Raw genomic sequence first — 18,477 nt, 5'->3', positions numbered from 1 at the left:
GTTAAGCTTTGAAATAGGGCATGATGTCCTTGGGTGGCCTTGTCGGGTCTCGCTTCCCGGGGGCGCTTACATTGGTGCCTTTCATCAGGTATTCCCATCCAAAGCGGTTTTTAATCTGGTCTATGGCCTGGTAGAGGGCAATCATTTCCTGTTTGTCATCGAACAGGCTGATCTGGTAATTCCCATGTACCAGGTGACTAAAACGTACGCCTATCAGACGTACCAGCAGGCGGCGGTCATATAGTTTTTTAAACAGGTCTTTTACTTTTTCCAGCAGTACATGATCAGCGCAGGAATAGGGGATACTCATCTGTTTGGTCACCGTTTCAAAATCAGCATAGCGGATTTTCAGGGTAATACAACCGGTAAGTTTTTGTTGTTGACGGAGTTCGAATGCAATTTTTTCTGTCATCCTCACCAGTTCCGCGTGCAGGAATTCCAGGTCGATAGTATCTGCAGGGAACGTACTTTCCGTAGAGATAGATTTCTGTTCATAGAAAGGCACTACCGGCGATTCATCGATCCCATTGGCTTTTTTCCAGAGGGCTATCCCGTTTTTCCCCATCCATGCTTCAAGCAGGGAGATGGGCACTTCGCTCAGTGTTTTCACGGTTTCTACGCCACGGCGCCTGAGCAGGGCGCCGGTTTCACGGCCTACCATCGGGATCTTTTCCACCGCCAGCGGTGCCAGAAAACTTTTTTCTTCACCAAACAGTATTTCCAGCTGACCATTTGGTTTTGCTTCATCTGTGGCTACTTTAGACACCAGCTTGTTAGATGCCAGCCCGAAGGAGATAGGAAGCCCTGATTCCTTCATGATGCTCTTCCGTAGTGCCGTGGTCCATTTCAGGGATCCGAAAAATTTATCCATCCCTGAAATATCCAGGTAAAATTCATCGATAGATGATTTCTCATAAAGCGGCGCTTTCTCTGCAATCATCTCCGTGATTTCCCTCGATTTAGCGCTGTACAGTTCCATGTCCCCGCTGCGTATAATGGCATGCGGACATAGCCGCAGCGCGGTTTTCATGGGCATGGCAGAATGAATACCATAGCGCCGGGCTTCATAGCTGCAAGCGGCTACTACGGCCCGGTCACTACTGCCGCCCACCAGTAACGGCTGCCCGCTTAACCGGCGGTCCCGCTGGCATTCGACGGATACAAAGAAACAATCCAGGTCGAAATGCGCAATGGTGCGCTGTTGTAAAGTAATCATAACTAAGTTGGTTTAAGGGATAAACAAGGACGGATCGGGTACACCGTATAAAAGCGATACGGATGGCGGACCGGGCAATGGGGAAGGATAGTAAGACAATAGGCCTGCCAGCCGGAATCACTTTCATCTGGACCTGCAATTTACTAATTATTTTAGTTTTGCTAATAAAATTAGCAAAAAAATATTCAAAAATCTTGCGCTGCTATTTTTCGTAACTTTAACGTAGCATATCTGGCATTCAATATGTAATGAGTAAGAGAGTGGAAATGAAGGACAAAGGGAGTATGTGAATGGTTTTACCTTTAAACTGATCTCCAATGAAACAACCGGATTTAACCAAAGAATTACTAATTCTCGCATTGTTGCTGGTCCCCATGGCTTACCTCGCCATTATCTGGAATCATTTACCCACCGCCATTCCCGCTGCAGCAAGCCCACTGGGTTCCCCGGAAATAAGGTCTAAAAGTGACTTCCTTTTACTGATGATTTTCCTGTTTTTTACAAACGGCCTGCTGTACTTCCTGTTCCGCTATATCCCTGCTGTGGATGAAAGCCAGTCTGTGCCGAAAGGAGAGGCCGTACATAAGGACTATTACCGTATCCGGTTTTTAATTCATACCTGCCTGGCCGTTTTTACCTGTGTCATCATATTCCTGGTAAGCCAGGGAAACCCGTTCGTCATGGAGCGCTGGGCATTCGTCGGGGTGGGGATATTGATCACCGGAATAGGGCTTTATCTCCGCAGGTTAAAACCCAATAATTACATAGGTGTCCGGACACCGTGGACGCTGCAGAGCCCGCAGATATGGAAAGAAACACACCTGATGGCCAGCAACCTGTGGACAAGCGCAGGTATTGTGACTATTATTGCCGGATTCTTCCTGTCGCTGATTACAGGGGTGTTCATCTTTTTCTTTCTCTCCATTGTACTGGCAGCCCTGCCCTACATTTACTCCTTCCGGTTATATAACAAGGATAAAGGATAATATAAACCTGCTTTGATTCCGTGGTCAATTCATACAAAAAGAAATGGCGTCCCTGATAAGGACGCCATTTAATATTTTTATAGAGAGATGATTGACTAGAACCATCCTTTGCCCAGCGCTTCGCGGAAAGGCCATGGAATGAGCGCCAGTATAATAACCAGTGCAAGTCCGAAGAAAATCAGGCCCAGCTTGTGTTTCTGCGCATCTGTAGCGGCTTTCTTTATTTTGGATTTACCAATATGTACCAGCGCAATGGCAATAACAGCCATGACTTCATGCTCTACGGTAAAAAATCTTAATACCGGTGTTTTCATCGCTACACTCATATCCGCAAAACCTTGTTTGGCCAGCGGGCTCACAAACATAAGGATCAACCCTACTAACAACTGCAGGTCACAGAAGATCATAAAGAAAAGTCCTGCTTTACTGTCTGCCGCGGTAAAGGGTGTTTTACCGGTAACACCTCTGAGAGAGCGGATCACTGCCCATATCCCAGCTAATAATATTGCCCATCTTAAGAACGAGTGTACATAGTTTAACATGTCGAGTTGGATTTTACCGGGCAAAAATAAGCGATGAATGTCGAATATATTTGGTAATTCATAAAAATATTTGCTAATTTTGTTAGCAAGGTACTAAATTATTTAGGTTATGTCCGTAGTATGTCAGAATTTGAAATATCTGCGTAAGCAAAAAGGCTGGACGCAGCAAGAGTTTGCCGATAAACTCGGTATCAAGCGTTCCCTGCTGGGGGCATATGAGGAAGAACGTGCAGAGCCCCGTACGGAGATCCTGGAACAGGTAAGTGATATGTTCCGGGTATCCATCGATGATCTGCTCCGGAGAGATTTGGGTTCCCAGAAAGATAGTTTCCTGGAAAAGCGCCGCCAGCTCAAAATGGGGACTTCCAGGCAAGCCATCCAGTTTGTGCCGGTAAAAGCGGCCGCCGGTTATCTCGCCGGTTATAATGATGATGAATTCATCGAGGAACTGAACACTTTTACCTTGCCCATGCTGGGCGCCGGCGATTACCGGGCTTTTGAAATTGCCGGAGACTCTATGCTCCCGGTTACTTCCGGCTCTGTCATCGTTTGCCACAAGGTAGATGGCTGGGAAGAGATCAAGAACAATGAAACGTATATTGTAGTTACTTCCCGCGAAGGAATTGTATTTAAGCGGATCCAGAAGAACAACCGCGCTAAGTCAAAAATCACCCTGGTATCCGACAATCCCCAGTTTGAGCCATACGGGGTAGAAATGGAAGAAGTACTGGAGCTTTGGCAATCCGACGCCGTTATCAGTAAAGCCGGCCAGCAAAGCCGTATGAGCGTTAACCACCTGGCCGATATGGTCAGCCAGTTACAGGACCAGGTAAGTCTGTTGAAAAAGAAGCTGAAAGACTAAAATAAACGTATTAGCCGTCATCCGGGGAAAGTTATCTCTCTCCGGGTGATTTCATTGATACTCCCACGGATATTGTTTTTTCGGGAGAGAAGGCAAGCCGGGGAGTTGCAGTTACTCCACTATATGCCACGCGTGGGTGGCCTTAATTTCTGTTGCTATTTAATAGGATCCCATTGGTACGGTGCTGCACTATTTGCCGGAATGGCCCCTTTGCAGGCATTTCCCCGGCAATCTTCGCTTGCTGCGGGAAGACATATGCCGCTTTGTTTCGTATTTCTTTCTTAAATTCGGGGTATCACAGCACACGTTAAATCAACCACAGCATGAGGTTTCATGTTTCTTTTGCCGAGTCTTTACGACAATTGCAGAAAAGCGATGATGATTTCGCGGTATTGTTTGAACACGGTTCTATGAGGGGGATTATTTTTGGTCCCGATGAAATAGATGGACAGGAGCCACATATCCAGGATGAAATTTACCTGGTGATACGGGGGAGCGGGGAATTTGAGCTGGAAGACAAAATAGTGCAGGTAGGAGTAGGCGATTTCCTGTTTGTACCTGCAGGGGCTACGCACCGCTTCCGGAATTTTACAGCTGATATACTGTTGTGGGTGATCTTTTATGGCCCGGAAGGCGGAGAATCAGAATAATTCGGCAATCTTTTGTTTTTTAATAAATCTTATATTATCTTTGCGTTCCTAAAAATAAGAGGCAAAAATTATGTTGATCATTGATTCTAAAGATTGCGAAAACATAGACAAGGCGCTTAAAAAGTATAAAAAGAAATTTGAGAAAGCTCGCATTTTACTGCAGCTGAGATCGCGCCAGTCTTTTACTAAACCATCTGTTAAACGTCGTAACGAGGTGTTAAAAGCCGTTTACAAGCAACAGCTGGCTACCGGTAAATTCGATGCTTAATTAATTGCGTTAGCCATAGGCTGACTGCAACTCAAAATATTTGATGATTGTAAGGTTATTTAATAACTTTACAATCATCAATCTTTTTGTGTTGAACGAGCCATTATATTCATTAGCAGAGCGGTTCATCTCCTATATCCAGCTCGAAAAGCGTTACTCCGCGCATACCTGCATTGCCTATCGCAATGATCTTCTCCAGTTTTTCGATTACATTACTGCCAGTTATAGCAACACCCCGGTAGGTGATATCAGTCATGTAATGATCCGCAGTTGGCTGGCCCACCTGATGGAAGATGCTATGACGGCTAAGAGTGTAAACCGGAAAATTTCCACGCTTAAATCCTTTTTCAAATATTGTCTCCGCCAGGGGCTTGTCAAACAGTCGCCTATGGTGAAAGTGATTGCACCCAAAATAAGCCGTCGTTTGCCGGGTTATATTGAGGAAAAGGGAATGCGCGCGCTGGAAGATAATATCAGCCCGGTATCTGTAAGTTCCCTGCATATTTTCGCCGACGATTTTGAAGGGACAACGCATCGCCTCATTTTTGAGATCTTTTACCAGACAGGTATCCGGTTGTCGGAGTTGATTGCTTTACCGGAATTCAGGGTAGACCGCAGCAACCTGTCGGTAAAGGTAATGGGGAAAGGAGGGAAGGAGCGTATTATACCAATCAGTGAACGGCTGTTGTCGCAGATAGCCGTATATATGGAGCAAAAGCGCGTTCACCTGGAGGAATTTGAGAGCGGTGTATTGCTGGTGCATCCGCATACAGGGCAAAGGTTATATCCCAAGTACGTGTACCTGATGGTGCGAAAATACCTCACGGAGCACCAGATCACTACCTTAAAGAAGAAAAGTCCGCATATCCTGCGGCATACTTTTGCTACTCACCTGGCTAATAATGGAGCAGACCTGAATGCGATCAAAGAGTTGCTGGGGCACTCGAGTCTCGCTGCCACACAGGTTTACACGCACAACACTATAGAGCAGTTAAAGAAGGTGTATAAGCAGGCGCACCCAAAGGCGTAGATTTTTTTTCAGCTTTTAACAAAATATTACGCGGTATAGCAGCATTGCATTAATAAAGTGACTATATTAGTAATGAAGTTCTTTTCTACTAAACGAGAGTGCCTATGACCATGGTTTACTAACTAGAACCTAGATTGTTAAATATTTAAAAAATTAGTGCTATGAACGTACAAATTCAAACTGTGCATTTTGATGCGGATGCTAAATTGATTGACCACGTGAACAAGAAAATTCAGAAGTTGAACACTTTTTATGATCGTATTGTAAGCGTGGATGTTTTTTTAAAATTGGATAATATAGCACATCAGGTTAAAGATAAAATAGCTGAAATCAGAGTTCGAATACCCCGTCAGGACCTATTTGTCAAGCACGAGTCCAAGTCTTTCGAAGAGTCGTTTGATTTAGCCTATGATTCACTTGTTAACCAGGTAAAACGTACTAAGGAAAAGAAATTTCAATAATTTTCTGAAATAATTTTGGAAATATTAATCTCTTTGCTACCTTTGCCATCCCGATTCAAAAAGAGGGTTGGTAAAAGTAGCAAAGTTCTTTATAGCAGGGCGTCTTCAGGGAAGTAGATAGATTTTTAAATATTTATAACAAACTGAAAAAAAGATTTTGAGAATTGAAAAAAACTCTTAATTTTGCGCTCTCTTTCAACGAGTTAAACGAACAGAAATACTTTAATTGAAAGAATGTTTTTTGAAAAGATGCCAGCATAGCTCAGTTGGCCAGAGCTACTGATTTGTAATCAGTGGGTCGGGGGTTCGAATCCCTCTGCTGGCTCATCGATTTTTGCTTTGTTCATGAAAAGTGACGGGCGACAAAATCCAAGAATGTTTGGGCAGGTTCCAGAGCGGCCAAATGGGGCGGACTGTAAATCCGCTGACTACGTCTTCATAGGTTCGAATCCTATCCTGCCCACCAAAACAGCGTGTTCCGCTTTTGCCCTTCGCAGAGGCGGAACATACTTGTTAAGTGAAAGGTGAGTAATTTAAGATACTAAGATTACCCTGGCCTTGTGCTACAACAGCCTTTTAAAGCTCTTTTTTTTATTCTATAATTCTATAAGTGAAAAGTTGCTATGTGTTGCTGGAAACTTAGTGAATTACATATGCGGGAGTAGCTCAGTTGGTAGAGCGACAGCCTTCCAAGCTGTAGGTCGCGGGTTCGAACCTCGTCTCCCGCTCGCATTAATGCAATTTTCAAGCTGTTGTAGCTCAGGGGTAGAGCACTTCCTTGGTAAGGAAGAGGTCGAGAGTTCAATTCTCTTCAACAGCTCAAATGAATTTTAGAAGAATAGTTGTAGTGAGTGAATAATCGCCTCAACAAACTCCATAAAATTCGAATTTCGGAATTCGAATTTGTAAATTCCGCACTCCGAAATTAAAACTTAGCGTTGTAGCTCAATGGAAGAGCAACCCATCTTCAACAGAAAACGGGGAGGCCATGAGTTCAATTCTCATCAACGGTACAAGTTTGTAAAACCGTTTTTTTAAAACAACTATCAATACAATCTTTACAAACCATCTAAAAAGAAAATACAATGGCAAAAGAAACCTTCAAGCGGGATAAACCCCACGTAAACATTGGTACCATCGGCCACGTGGATCATGGTAAAACTACTTTGACTGCTGCCATTACTACGATTTTGGCAAATAAAGGTCTGGCAGAGAAGAGAGGTTATGATGAGATCGATGCTGCTCCTGAAGAAAAAGAAAGAGGTATCACTATCAATACAGCTCACGTAGAGTATCAGACAGCTTCTCGTCACTATGCTCACGTTGACTGTCCTGGTCACGCTGACTATGTGAAGAATATGATTACCGGTGCTGCTCAGATGGACGGTGCTATCCTGGTGGTTGCTGCTACCGATGGTCCTATGCCACAAACCAGAGAGCACATCCTGCTGGCTCGCCAGGTAGGTGTACCTCGTATCGTTGTTTTCATGAACAAAGTTGACCTGGTAGACGATCCAGAATTACTGGAACTGGTAGAGATCGAAATTCGTGATCTGCTGTCTTCTAACGGTTTCGACGGTGATAACGTTCCTGTAATCCAGGGTTCTGCAACTGGCGCTCTCGCTGGTGACGAAAAATGGGTTGCTGCTATCGACCAACTGATGGATGCTGTAGATTCTTACATCCCACTGCCTCCTCGTCCGGTTGATCAACCATTCCTGATGTCTGTTGAAGACGTATTCTCTATCACCGGTCGTGGTACCGTTGCTACTGGTCGTATCGAACGCGGTCGTATCAAAGTTGGTGAGAACGTTGAAATCGTAGGTCTGCAGGAAGAACCACTGAAATCTACTTGTACTGGTGTTGAGATGTTCAAAAAACTCCTCGACGAAGGTGAAGCAGGTGATAACGCTGGTCTGTTGCTCCGCGGTATTGAGAAAACTCAGATCCGTCGTGGTATGGTTATCTGCCAGCCAGGTACCATCACTCCGCACACTGAATTCAAATGCGAAGTATACGTACTGAGCAAAGAAGAAGGTGGCCGTCACACTCCGTTCTTCAACAAATACCGTCCTCAGTTCTACTTCCGTACTACTGACGTAACCGGTGAAGTTGAATTACCAGCTGGTGTTGAAATGGTAATGCCTGGTGATAACGTTACACTGACCGTGAAACTGATTCAGCCAATCGCAATGGATAAAGGTCTGAAATTCGCTATCCGTGAAGGTGGTCGTACAGTAGGTGCTGGTCAGGTAACTGAAATCCTGAAATAAGCATTTCACAATATTAAAAGCCATTAGCTTCGGCGATTAAATGTCAGAAAATTTATATAGATTTGCTGACTGCTGAAAGCTCAACGCTAATGGCTTTATACACGGGTATGGTGCAACGGTAGCATACGGGTCTCCAAAACCTTTGATCTGGGTTCGAATCCTAGTACCCGTGCCAGGTCTAACAAAATAATTAAATGGTTGAATTGTTGTTATTACAAAATAAAACAAGTCAACCATTTTTTAGGCTTTAAACAATTGACCATAAATCGTTAACTTTACATAATGAATAAGATCAGAAATTATTTCCGCGAGTCTTATCATGAATTGGTTTATAAGGTGTCCTGGCCTACCTGGCAAGAACTCCAATCATCTACCATGATTGTTCTGATAGCAACAATATTTGTTACCGCGCTGGTTTGGGGGATGGATGCCGCTTCCAATTTTGTGTTAACACACTATTACGAAATTTTCAAAGCTAAATAAATGGATGCAGCCAATCTTCCTGCTCAGGAAACAAAGTGGTATGTACTCCGCGTTGTTAGTGGCAAGGAAAAAAAAGTAAAGGAATACCTGGATATTGAAGTACGCCGCTCCGATTGGGGTAACGTTATCAGCCAGATTTTCCTGCCGGTAGAAAAAGTTTATAAAGTGCAGGCTGGTAAAAAAGTAATGCGCGAAAAAAACTTCTATCCCGGTTATGTGATGATCGAAGCGGTAGATGGTAAAATGACCGATGAAGTAATACAAGCTATACGTAATGTATCCGGTGTTATCCACTTCCTCGGAAAGGAAAAACCTATCGCACTCCGTAAAGCTGAAGTCAATAAAATGTTAGGTAAGGTAGACGAACTGAGCGATCAGGGACTCACTATGAGCGAACCTTTTATCGTTGGCGAAACAATTAAGATCATCGATGGTCCGTTCAACGACTTTAACGGCGTCATCGAAGAAGTGATCGAAGACAAAAAGAAACTGAAAGTAACTGTAAAGATCTTCGGCCGCGCTACCCCGGTAGAACTCAACTTTATGCAGGTAGAGAAACTCGCATAAGTTTTTATAAACTCTTTATTGAAAAAGCGTTCCGATATTTCGGGACGCTTTTTTCTGTTTACCCGTATCACAACAATGAACATTCGATACCTGGCTGTAGCCACCTGTATTGCGCTTAGCACCACCACCTATGCACAAGTCAACATAAAGCAACCGGTAAAGCCAGCTCCCGCGGCAGCCGTTACCTATGCTCCTATTCCTGAGGCAGCTACTAACTCTTCAGCGGCCATGGGAACATATCTGCGCACGCATCTTGCTAGTCAGACGGATATGCTGAAAGCAATCTATGGTTGGATGGCTTCGCACATCACTTATGATATGGTGAATACATTCAAACCCGACTATTATAAAGATACTGCAGATGCTGTCCAAAAGACCCTGCAAACGCGCACCGCTGTATGCCAGGGATATGCCAGCCTGTTTGTGGATATCTGCCGGCATGCTGATATTCCTGCCTGGCTGGTGACTGGATATACCATCACCGGTGGTAAGATGGATAATGCCAGTCATGCCTGGGTAGCCGCATTTACCGGCAATAAATGGCTGCTCTACGACCCTACCTGGGGATCAGGTTATGTACAGAACAATAAATACGTGGCATCGCTCAACTGGAAACACTTTGGCGTAACACCTCCTGAATATATCCATACCCACGTGCCATTTGATCCATTGTTTCAGTTCCTGGATCATCCATTACGTCACGACGAAATCCGGGACAGTAAATGGACCGCAGCAGCCGGCAACCCGGTATTTGCTTACCCCGACACGCTCTCGGCGTTTGCCAGGATGAATGAAAGTCAACGGGCACAAAATGCGATCGACAGGATGGAGCACTACGGGATCACCAACCAGATGATCTCAGTAGAGCTGACTAACCTGAAAAACCTCGTTGCCTATACTAAGCAAAATGAACACGTGGCCACGTATAACCTGCAGGTAAGTGTAGTGAACCGCGCCAGCAGTCAATATAACGACCTGACTAATTCCTTCAACGAATACGTGGTGTTTAAAAATCAGCAGTTTACCCCCAACAAACCTGACCAGGAAATCCGGGATTGGGTGGATGGAATGGCGAAAAAATTGGAAGATATCGACAAATTGCTGAAGAGCGTTACCTCCAATGAGGCGCCGATCAGGAATAACATTGCAGAAATCAGTACAGCCGTGGCTGGTATGCGCCAAAGGATAACGGCGGAACAGGATTTTGTAACGAAGTACATTAAGACAGGCAAATTATTCCGGAAAAGATTGTTTTACAAACTGAGCTGGAAGTAGTTTTGCGGCCGGCATTTTTATATTTTAGTATGTCGGGTTTAGCACAAATATTTTTTTTATACTCCCTATATCTTCATCACATATGAAATCAGCCATTGCTGTACTGCTTGGGTTATTATTATTTATATCCGCAGGTGCACAGAAAGGTAAGCCGGTAAAGCCAGTAAAAGAAGAGGCTACCGCAGCTATTGTTCAGATACCGGAAACTGTAACCACTACGCCGGGGGAGATAGCCACATGGCTGAAAGCCCATACCAGGGGGAGCCAGGCGTTTCAGCAGTCGTTATTCAACTGGATATCCACGCATATTGCCTATGACGTGGAAAACATGAACAGGCCTAATAGCTACCGGGATTCGTTGGTAGCGATGACCAGGACCCTGCGTACCCGGAAGGGGCTTTGTACAGACTATGCAGTGTTATACGCCTGGATTTGCCGGGCGGGTGGAATTAATGCAGTTATAGTGAGTGGCTACGGCTTATTGCCGGATATGATGACGCCTGCAGGTTCGCACGACTGGGTAGCCGTGAAGGATGGCGGGCATTGGACGATTACGGATCCTACCTGGGGAGCTGGCGCCGTGGATAACGGGCGGTTTGTACCTGGTATTAACTGGAGCTGGTTCCAATTATCACCACAGTTGGCCGTAAAAAGACATATTCCATACGATCCGTTGTGGCAGTTGTTATCTTTTCCACTGCGTCATGATGAGCTGAATGCCCAAGGCTTTGCGGCGGCAGCCAAACGTCCGGTGTTTGCCTTTAACGATACCCTGAATGTTTGGGCACGGCAGTCGCGGTTAGAGCGATTGCAGGGAGCGGCGGCGAGGATACGGCGTTATGGCGGAATGAGTAATCCATTTATAGTATCGGAGCTGGACTGGATGGATCAGACCATCCGGGTGCTGGCGGATAACCAGCAAATAGAAGCCAGGAACCGGAGTGTAGATCAATTCAATGAGATTAACAGGAATTATACGGAGGTGGTGAAGCAGTATAACGAATATGTAGCCTTTAAAAACCATCAGTTTCTTCCGGAAATGAAGGATGAGGCGCTCAGGCGGATGATTGATGGGATTTCAGTGAAACTGCTGGGAGCAGAGAAGGCGCTTGCCGGGCTTCCTGTGGGAGATGACAGCATGCAGCATAATATGAAGGAATTATCTGATGCGATAGGAGAGATGAAGGAGAAGGTGGTAAATGAGCAGGTTTTTGTGAATAAGTATATAAAGACAGCCAGGGAGCAGCGGAAGGAATTGTTTTATGTACAAGTGGCGGATAAGTTGTAACTTTGGCGGTTTCGAATGATAAGGAAATTTTCCCGGGAATGCAATAGATTTGTAAAAAAAATGTGAACCAGAGCAAAAAGGATGCCCAATTTCAAATACTTTTTGACAATTTCACAATAATATATACCTTTGCATCCCCTTTAAAAGGTTATTTTAAGTTCCTTTTAGTTTTGGGAGTTCTCTGTTTGACGGGGGACGTTTAACCAAATTAAATCAAAAAACATGGCAAAAGAGATCGCAACGTACGTGAAATTGCAGGTTAAAGGCGGCCAGGCCAACCCTGCACCTCCAATTGGTCCCGCACTGGGTTCCAAAGGTGTGAACATCATGGAGTTCTGCAAACAGTTCAATGCCCGTACCCAGGATAAAATGGGTAAAGTATTGCCTGTGTTGCTGACTGTTTACACTGACAAATCTTTCGACTTCGTAATCAAAACTCCTCCGGCACCTGTACAGCTGCTGGAAGCTGCTAAATTACAGAGTGGTTCTAAAGAACCTAACCGTAACAAGGTGGGTAAAGTTTCCTGGGCTCAGATTGAGGCGATTGCACAAGACAAGATGCCTGATCTGAACTGCTTTACGCTGAACAGCGCTATGAAAATGGTAGCTGGTACTGCGCGTAGCATGGGTATTACTGTTGATGGTAAAGCTCCTTGGGAAAACTAATTGTTTCACCCTGTTGAGGCAGGACTTAAAATCATTTTGACAAATGGCAACTAAAAAGAGAAAAGTAGCTGACACGAAGGTGGAAAAAAATAAGGTGTATAGCCTGAAAGAAGCCTCCAGCTTAGTTAAAGATATCAACTGTACTAAATTCGACAGCTCTGTCGATTTACATATCCGCTTAGGCGTTGATCCTAAGAAAGCAGACCAGGCTATCCGTGGTTCCGTTACGCTTCCACACGGTACCGGTAAAACCAAGAGGGTTTTAGTGCTTTGCACACCTGATAAAGAAGCTGCTGCAAAAGAAGCAGGTGCTGACTTCGTTGGTCTGGATGAATTTATCCAGAAGATCGAAGCTGGTTGGACTGATGTAGATGTAATCGTAGCTACTCCTGCTGTAATGCCGAAAATCGGTAAACTGGGTAAGATCTTAGGTCCCCGTAACCTGATGCCGAACCCTAAGACCGGTACTGTTACTAACGACGTTGCAGCTGCGGTAAACGATGTTAAAGGCGGTAAAATCACCTTTAAGGTAGATAAAGCTGGTATCATCCACGCTTCTATCGGTCGTGTATCTTTCGCATCTGATAAAATTGAGCAGAACTCCCTGGAGCTGATCAATGCTATCATTAAGCTGAAACCAGCTACTGCAAAAGGTACTTACCTGAAAGGGCTGTCTATGGCAAGCACCATGAGTCCTGGTATTGTTATCGATACTAAATCTGTTCAAAACTAAATTGATCACGAGTTGTAGCCGTTATCTGTGAAGATGGGGCTTGCTACAAACGTTTTAATATGAATAAAGATCAAAAAAATGAAGTGATAGAACTGCTGAAAGGCAAGTTCTCTCAATACAGCAACTTCTATATCACTAACACTGAGTCCTTAACGGTTGCACAGGTGAATGATCTGAGGAAGGTTTGCTTTGACAAGAAAGTGGAAATGAAGGTGGCTAAGAACACCCTGATCCGTAAGGCACTGGAATCTCTGGACAGCGAAAAGTACGCAGGTGTTTATGACAGTCTGCATGGTGTAACTGCCCTGATGTTCTCTGACAGCCCCAAAGAGCCTGCATTGATCATCTCTTCTTTCCGTAAGGCTAACGGTAAACTGGAAAAACCAGTACTGAAAGCTGCTTTCGTTGCTGACGAAGTATTCGTAGGCGACAATCAGCTGAAAGCGCTGACCAACATCAAGACCAAGAACGAGCTCATCGGCGAAATCGTTGGTCTGTTGCAATCTCCTGCAAAACGCGTTATCGCTGCTTTGCTGGAAAAAGGCAACAAAGAAGGAGCTGCGGTGGAAGCACCAGCAGCAGAATAGTACGAATAGCTACCCGCTATCCGTATACAACATTGGCTTCCAAGTCACAATATAACTAACAACATTTTACAAACATTACATTAAAACATTATAAAATGGCAGACGTAAAAGCATTAGCTGAACAATTAGTAGGTTTAACTGTTAAGGAAGTACAAGAACTGGCAGACGTTCTGAAAGCTGACTACGGTATCGAACCAGCAGCAGCAGCAGTAGTAGTAGCAGGTCCTAGCGATGGAGCTCCAGCAGCGGAAGAAAAAACTGCTTTCAACGTAATCCTGAAATCTGCAGGTGCTAGCAAACTGAACGTTGTTAAGGTCGTTAAAGACCTGACCGGCTTAGGTCTGAAAGAAGCGAAAGAACTGGTTGACGGCGCGCCTAAAGCTCTGAAAGAAGGCGTAAGCAAAGCTGAGGCTGAAGACCTGAAAGCTAAGCTGACTGAAGCTGGTGCTGAAGTTGAAATTCAGTAATTCTTTGCTTAAGTATACATCTTTTAAAGGTCAAAAGTGCTTTTGCACTTTTGGCCTTATTCCCTTTGGGAAAGTGTCTTTTTCAGAGAGTCAAAACGGGGAATCACGTTAAGTGACTTTGACCATGTGCAGAAGGCATAAATAAATTGGGATGGTATTGGCAAAGAAATCTTAATTTCCCTAATTCTTACAAGTCATATAACTGCTAACTTCGAATATGTCTCTAAAAAAAGCCCAAACAAACGAAAGAGTAAATTTTGGAAAGATCAAACAAGTTACTGAGACACCGGATCTGTTGGCTATCCAAATCCAATCTTTCAAGGATTTCTTCCAATTAGAAACCACACCAGACAAGCGAAACAACGAAGGCCTTTTTAAAGTATTTAAAGAGAACTTCCCGATTACAGATACCAGAAATATCTTTAATCTGGAATTCCTCGATTATTTCGTGGATCCTCCACGTTATACTATTGAGGAGTGTATTGAGCGTGGGCTTACTTATTCCGTACCGTTGAAAGCGAAACTCCGCCTCAGCTGTAATGATGAGGAGCATGTGGATTTCCAGACAATTGTGCAGGATGTGTTCCTTGGGAACATTCCGTACATGACTCCCAGAGGTACTTTCGTTATTAATGGTGCTGAACGCGTAGTTGTATCCCAACTGCATCGTTCACCTGGTGTTTTCTTTGGTCAATCTGTACATCCGAACGGTACTAAAATCTACTCTGCAAGGGTGATTCCGTTCAAGGGCGCGTGGATGGAGTTTGCAACTGACATCAACAACGTGATGTACGCTTACATCGACCGTAAGAAGAAATTCCCGGTTACCACACTGTTGCGTGCCATCGGCTATGAAACAGATAAGGATATTCTGCAGCTGTTTGGCATGGCAGATGAAGTAAAAGCAGACAAAAAGAGTCTTGATAAATATGCCGGCAAAAAGCTGGCTGCCCGTGTTTTAAGAAGCTGGGTAGAAGACTTTGTGGATGAAGATACCGGTGAAGTGGTGAGCATCGAGCGTAACGAAATTATGCTCGAGCGTGATAGCATCCTGGATGAAGCGAACATCGAAACCATCGTAGACATGGGACTGAAGAGCGTTTTCGTTCAGAAGGAAGAGGTGAGCGGTGATTTCTCCATCATCTACAATACATTAAATAAGGATACATCTAACTCCGAGCTGGAAGCCGTTCAGCACATCTACCGCCAACTGCGTGGTGCCGATGCGCCGGATGATGAAACAGCAAGGGGAATCATCGATAAACTGTTCTTCTCCGACAAACGTTACGATCTCGGTGACGTAGGTCGTTATAAGATCAACAGAAAATTAGGTCTTCCTACCCCGTTAGACATGAAAGTGTTAACGAAGGATGACATCATCTCCATCATCAAGTACCTGGTACAGCTGACTAACGGTAAGGCGGAAATCGATGATATCGATCACCTGTCTAACCGTCGTGTGCGTACTGTAGGCGAGCAGTTATATGCTCAGTTTGGTGTTGGTCTTGCACGTATGGCCCGTACCATCCGTGAAAGAATGAACGTTCGTGATAACGAGGTATTTACGCCGGTAGACCTGATTAATGCGAGGACTTTGTCTTCTGTTATCAATTCCTTCTTCGGTACTTCCCAGTTATCACAGTTCCTGGATCAAACAAACCCGCTGTCTGAAATCACCCACAAACGCCGTATTTCCGCTCTCGGACCCGGTGGTTTGAGTCGTGAAAGAGCAGGCTTTGAGGTGCGTGACGTTCACTACAGCCACTATGGCCGTTTGTGTACCATTGAAACACCAGAAGGACCAAACATCGGTCTGATTTCTACCCTCTGCGTACACGCTAAGGTGAATGAAATGGGCTTCATTGAAACGCCTTACCGCAAAGTAAACAGTGGTAAAGTAGACATGCATAAAGTGGAGTTCCTGAGCGCTGAAGAGGAAGATTCTGTGAAGATTGCGCAGGCAAACGCCCCACTGGATGATAAAGGCAATTTCGTAAATGATAAGGTGAAATCCCGCGAAACCGGCGACTTCCCGATTCTCGACAGAGATGAAGTGGAGTTCATGGACGTGGCACCTAACCAGATCGTAGGTTTGAGCGCCTCCCTGATTCCGTTCCTGGAACATGATGATGCCAACCGTGCGTTGATGGGATCAAACATGCAACGTCAGGCAGTACCATTGCTGAATCCTGAGGTACCTATCGTAGGTACTGGTTTGGAAGGCAAAGCTGCACGTGACTCCCGTTTGCAGATTACCGCAGATGGTAATGGTGTGGTAGAATTTGTGGATGCAAACGAAATTCATGTTCGTTACGAGCGTGATGAAATGCAGAAACTGGTGAGCTTTGAAGACGATCTGATCGTTTACACGCTGACTAAATTCGTTAAAACCAACCAAAGCACCTGTATCAACCTCAGACCTTGCGTGAAGAAAGGTCAGCGCGTGAAAGATGGCGACTTCCTCACAGAAGGTTACGCTACCCGCGGTGGTGAACTGGCGCTGGGACGCAACCTGAAGGTAGCGTTTATGCCATGGAAAGGTTACAACTTTGAGGATGCGATCGTAATTTCTGAGCGTGTTGCACGTGAAGACCTCTTTACTTCCATCCACATTGATGAATATGAGCTGGAAGTTCGCGATACCAAACTGGGTGAAGAAGAACTGACACCGGATATTCCTAACGTGAGTGAAGAGGCTACCAAAGACCTTGACCAGAACGGTATTATCCGTGTTGGTGCGCACATCAAGGAAGGTGATATCCTGATCGGTAAAATCACTCCGCGTGGTGAGTCTGATCCTTCTCCTGAAGAAAAACTCCTGAGAGCGATCTTTGGTGATAAGGCTTCTGATGCGAAAGATGCGTCGCTGAAAGCGCCTCCATCAACAGAAGGTGTGGTAATCGACAAAAAACTGTTTAGCCGCGCTAAGAAAGATAAGAATTCAAAAACCCGTGAGAAAGCAGCGATCGAGAAACTGGAGAAAATTCACCAGAAGAATGCCGAAGACCTGCTGGAAGTGCTGATGAGTAAGTTGCTGGTATTACTGAAGGATAAAACCTCTCAGGGTATTACCAACACTTATGGTGAAGTATTGATTTCTAAGGGTTCCAAGTTCTCTCCGAAGAACCTGGTAAATATTGATTTCATGAACGTAAACCCACTGGGCTGGACAACAGACGAAGTGGTGAACGATCAGATCAATACACTCTTGCACAACTATAACATCAAGTTCAACGAAGAGCTGGGTCGTTACAAACGTGAGAAGTTCAACATCTCTATCGGTGATGAGCTGCCAGCGGGCGTACTGAAACTGGCGAAGGTTTACCTGGCCAGCAAGCGTAAGTTGAAAGTAGGTGATAAGATGGCGGGACGTCACGGTAACAAGGGTATCGTTGCCAAGATTGTGCGTGATGAAGACATGCCATTCCTGGAAGACGGTACACCACTGGATATCGTACTGAACCCACTCGGGGTACCTTCCCGTATGAACCTTGGACAGATCTACGAAACCGTATTAGGTTGGGCAGGTCTGAAACTGGGAGTACGTTTTGCTACGCCGATTTTTGATGGTGCTACTACCGAAGAAATTGCTGCTTATATCAGCGAAGCTGGATTACCTAGCTTTGGTCACGCGTACCTGCATGATGGTGAAACGGGAGATCGTTTCCACCAGAAAGCAACCGTGGGTGTTATCTATATGCTTAAACTGAGCCACATGGTGGATGATAAGATGCACGCCCGTTCTATCGGACCGTACAGTCTCATTACCCAACAGCCACTGGGTGGTAAAGCCCAGTTTGGTGGTCAGCGTTTTGGTGAGATGGAGGTGTGGGCACTGGAAGCATACGGTGCATCCAACATCCTGCAGGAACTGCTTACTATTAAATCAGATGATATCGTAGGTCGTGCCAAAGCATATGAGTCCATCGTGAAAGGTGACAACATTCCGAAAGCGGGTGTACCTGAATCCTTCAACGTATTGATTCATGAATTGCGTGGTCTGGGTCTGGATCTGAAATTTGACTAAGAGCTTTTAGCTACCAGCCATTAGCAGCACTGCTAATGGCTGATAGCTTGGATATTTCGCAGGAATAAAATTTTTGTCGCTGGCTTATCACCAACG

18 protein-coding genes and 5 tRNA genes are annotated in these 18,477 nt (G+C 44.9%); 21 read left to right on the top strand and 2 right to left on the bottom strand.

Annotated elements, in window-relative coordinates; genetic code table 11:
* Window position 1: 1 nt before the first annotated feature.
* Entirely contained in the window at window positions 2-1,216 is a 1,215-nt protein-coding gene (gene dinB, locus FHW36_RS22970) for a DNA polymerase IV (protein ID WP_145672423.1), read from the bottom strand.
* A gap of 317 nt (window positions 1,217-1,533) precedes the next feature.
* Between dinB and FHW36_RS22965 the strand changes: the two genes are divergently transcribed.
* Window positions 1,534-2,202, top strand: a complete 669-nt coding sequence (locus FHW36_RS22965) for an SdpI family protein (protein ID WP_145672421.1) — start codon at window positions 1,534-1,536, stop codon at window positions 2,200-2,202.
* A 95-nt stretch (window positions 2,203-2,297) separates the two neighbouring features.
* On the opposite strand, the gene FHW36_RS22960 is transcribed toward FHW36_RS22965, so the two are convergent.
* Complete coding sequence (locus FHW36_RS22960) at window positions 2,298-2,744, bottom strand: hypothetical protein (protein ID WP_246121217.1); 447 nt, start codon at window positions 2,742-2,744, stop codon at window positions 2,298-2,300.
* A gap of 109 nt (window positions 2,745-2,853) precedes the next feature.
* On the opposite strand from FHW36_RS22960, the gene FHW36_RS22955 reads away from it, so the two are divergent.
* The 20 genes from FHW36_RS22955 to rpoB all read left to right on the top strand — a co-directional run bounded on the left by FHW36_RS22955 (window position 2,854) and on the right by rpoB (window position 18,381).
* Entirely contained in the window at window positions 2,854-3,606 is a 753-nt protein-coding gene (locus FHW36_RS22955) for an XRE family transcriptional regulator (RefSeq protein WP_145672419.1), read from the top strand.
* A gap of 323 nt (window positions 3,607-3,929) precedes the next feature.
* The gene (locus tag FHW36_RS22950; RefSeq protein ID WP_145672417.1) at window positions 3,930-4,256 is read left to right on the top strand and encodes a cupin domain-containing protein; all 327 of its coding nucleotides are present in this window, start codon (window positions 3,930-3,932) and stop codon (window positions 4,254-4,256) included.
* A 70-nt stretch (window positions 4,257-4,326) separates the two neighbouring features.
* Window positions 4,327-4,524, top strand: a complete 198-nt coding sequence (gene rpsU, locus FHW36_RS22945) for a 30S ribosomal protein S21 (RefSeq protein ID WP_145672416.1) — start codon at window positions 4,327-4,329, stop codon at window positions 4,522-4,524.
* 88 nt (window positions 4,525-4,612) lie between these two features.
* Window positions 4,613-5,554, top strand: coding sequence for a tyrosine-type recombinase/integrase (locus tag FHW36_RS22940; protein ID WP_394349244.1), 942 nt, complete (start codon window positions 4,613-4,615; stop codon window positions 5,552-5,554).
* Between the two features lie 161 nt (window positions 5,555-5,715).
* Window positions 5,716-6,015 (top strand): HPF/RaiA family ribosome-associated protein, encoded by a 300-nt coding sequence (locus FHW36_RS22935; RefSeq protein ID WP_145672412.1) that lies wholly within the window; start codon window positions 5,716-5,718, stop codon window positions 6,013-6,015.
* A gap of 251 nt (window positions 6,016-6,266) precedes the next feature.
* Window positions 6,267-6,340, top strand: a tRNA-Thr gene (locus FHW36_RS22930).
* Between the two features lie 56 nt (window positions 6,341-6,396).
* A tRNA-Tyr gene (locus tag FHW36_RS22925) sits at window positions 6,397-6,481 on the top strand.
* 189 nt (window positions 6,482-6,670) lie between these two features.
* Window positions 6,671-6,743 (top strand) — tRNA-Gly (locus FHW36_RS22920).
* Window positions 6,744-6,763: 20 nt separating this feature from the next.
* A tRNA-Thr gene (locus FHW36_RS22915) sits at window positions 6,764-6,835 on the top strand.
* 265 nt (window positions 6,836-7,100) lie between these two features.
* Window positions 7,101-8,288, top strand: a complete 1,188-nt coding sequence (gene tuf, locus FHW36_RS22905) for an elongation factor Tu (RefSeq protein ID WP_145672410.1) — start codon at window positions 7,101-7,103, stop codon at window positions 8,286-8,288.
* 101 nt (window positions 8,289-8,389) lie between these two features.
* Window positions 8,390-8,463: transfer RNA gene (locus FHW36_RS22900), tRNA-Trp, on the top strand.
* A 107-nt stretch (window positions 8,464-8,570) separates the two neighbouring features.
* Window positions 8,571-8,771 carry a preprotein translocase subunit SecE gene (gene secE / locus FHW36_RS22895; RefSeq protein WP_106527941.1) on the top strand — a complete coding sequence of 67 codons (201 nt, stop codon included), beginning with the start codon at window positions 8,571-8,573 and terminating at the stop codon, window positions 8,769-8,771.
* Window positions 8,772-9,338 (top strand): transcription termination/antitermination protein NusG, encoded by a 567-nt coding sequence (gene nusG / locus FHW36_RS22890; protein WP_145672408.1) that lies wholly within the window; start codon window positions 8,772-8,774, stop codon window positions 9,336-9,338.
* A 75-nt stretch (window positions 9,339-9,413) separates the two neighbouring features.
* Window positions 9,414-10,613, top strand: a complete 1,200-nt coding sequence (locus tag FHW36_RS22885) for a transglutaminase domain-containing protein (protein ID WP_145672407.1) — start codon at window positions 9,414-9,416, stop codon at window positions 10,611-10,613.
* Between the two features lie 82 nt (window positions 10,614-10,695).
* Window positions 10,696-11,901 (top strand): transglutaminase domain-containing protein, encoded by a 1,206-nt coding sequence (locus FHW36_RS22880; RefSeq protein WP_145672406.1) that lies wholly within the window; start codon window positions 10,696-10,698, stop codon window positions 11,899-11,901.
* A gap of 222 nt (window positions 11,902-12,123) precedes the next feature.
* The gene (rplK, locus tag FHW36_RS22875; RefSeq protein WP_145672404.1) at window positions 12,124-12,567 is read left to right on the top strand and encodes a 50S ribosomal protein L11; all 444 of its coding nucleotides are present in this window, start codon (window positions 12,124-12,126) and stop codon (window positions 12,565-12,567) included.
* A 43-nt stretch (window positions 12,568-12,610) separates the two neighbouring features.
* Entirely contained in the window at window positions 12,611-13,300 is a 690-nt protein-coding gene (gene rplA, locus FHW36_RS22870; RefSeq protein ID WP_145672403.1) for a 50S ribosomal protein L1, read from the top strand.
* 59 nt (window positions 13,301-13,359) lie between these two features.
* Window positions 13,360-13,887, top strand: a complete 528-nt coding sequence (gene rplJ, locus FHW36_RS22865) for a 50S ribosomal protein L10 (RefSeq protein WP_145672401.1) — start codon at window positions 13,360-13,362, stop codon at window positions 13,885-13,887.
* A gap of 95 nt (window positions 13,888-13,982) precedes the next feature.
* Window positions 13,983-14,354 (top strand): 50S ribosomal protein L7/L12, encoded by a 372-nt coding sequence (gene rplL, locus FHW36_RS22860; RefSeq protein ID WP_145672399.1) that lies wholly within the window; start codon window positions 13,983-13,985, stop codon window positions 14,352-14,354.
* A 217-nt stretch (window positions 14,355-14,571) separates the two neighbouring features.
* Window positions 14,572-18,381 carry a DNA-directed RNA polymerase subunit beta gene (gene rpoB, locus FHW36_RS22855; protein ID WP_145672397.1) on the top strand — a complete coding sequence of 1,270 codons (3,810 nt, stop codon included), beginning with the start codon at window positions 14,572-14,574 and terminating at the stop codon, window positions 18,379-18,381.
* The last annotated feature ends 96 nt before the right edge of the window (window positions 18,382-18,477 follow it).

This window comes from Chitinophaga polysaccharea (assembly GCF_007829335.1).
Lineage (GTDB): Bacteria > Bacteroidota > Bacteroidia > Chitinophagales > Chitinophagaceae > Chitinophaga > Chitinophaga polysaccharea_B.
This window is presented reverse-complemented; position numbering and strand designations above follow the sequence as displayed.

Excerpts from the sequence above, each read along its gene's own strand:
- FHW36_RS22935 (WP_145672412.1), top strand. The coding sequence starts at position 5,716 with ATGAACGTACAAATTCAAACTGTGCATTTTGATGCGGATGCTAAATTG.
- FHW36_RS22955 (WP_145672419.1), top strand. The coding sequence starts at position 2,854 with ATGTCCGTAGTATGTCAGAATTTGAAATATCTGCGTAAGCAAAAAGGC.
- nusG (WP_145672408.1), top strand. The coding sequence starts at position 8,772 with ATGGATGCAGCCAATCTTCCTGCTCAGGAAACAAAGTGGTATGTACTC.
- rplK (WP_145672404.1), top strand. The coding sequence starts at position 12,124 with ATGGCAAAAGAGATCGCAACGTACGTGAAATTGCAGGTTAAAGGCGGC.
- rplL (WP_145672399.1), top strand. The coding sequence starts at position 13,983 with ATGGCAGACGTAAAAGCATTAGCTGAACAATTAGTAGGTTTAACTGTT.
- FHW36_RS22960 (WP_246121217.1), bottom strand. The coding sequence starts at position 2,744 with ATGTTAAACTATGTACACTCGTTCTTAAGATGGGCAATATTATTAGCT.
- FHW36_RS22965 (WP_145672421.1), top strand. The coding sequence starts at position 1,534 with ATGAAACAACCGGATTTAACCAAAGAATTACTAATTCTCGCATTGTTG.
- rpsU (WP_145672416.1), top strand. The coding sequence starts at position 4,327 with ATGTTGATCATTGATTCTAAAGATTGCGAAAACATAGACAAGGCGCTT.
- FHW36_RS22885 (WP_145672407.1), top strand. The coding sequence starts at position 9,414 with ATGAACATTCGATACCTGGCTGTAGCCACCTGTATTGCGCTTAGCACC.
- rplJ (WP_145672401.1), top strand. The coding sequence starts at position 13,360 with ATGAATAAAGATCAAAAAAATGAAGTGATAGAACTGCTGAAAGGCAAG.
- rplA (WP_145672403.1), top strand. The coding sequence starts at position 12,611 with ATGGCAACTAAAAAGAGAAAAGTAGCTGACACGAAGGTGGAAAAAAAT.
- FHW36_RS22880 (WP_145672406.1), top strand. The coding sequence starts at position 10,696 with ATGAAATCAGCCATTGCTGTACTGCTTGGGTTATTATTATTTATATCC.
- dinB (WP_145672423.1), bottom strand. The coding sequence starts at position 1,216 with ATGATTACTTTACAACAGCGCACCATTGCGCATTTCGACCTGGATTGT.
- rpoB (WP_145672397.1), top strand. The coding sequence starts at position 14,572 with ATGTCTCTAAAAAAAGCCCAAACAAACGAAAGAGTAAATTTTGGAAAG.
- tuf (WP_145672410.1), top strand. The coding sequence starts at position 7,101 with ATGGCAAAAGAAACCTTCAAGCGGGATAAACCCCACGTAAACATTGGT.
- FHW36_RS22950 (WP_145672417.1), top strand. The coding sequence starts at position 3,930 with ATGAGGTTTCATGTTTCTTTTGCCGAGTCTTTACGACAATTGCAGAAA.
- secE (WP_106527941.1), top strand. The coding sequence starts at position 8,571 with ATGAATAAGATCAGAAATTATTTCCGCGAGTCTTATCATGAATTGGTT.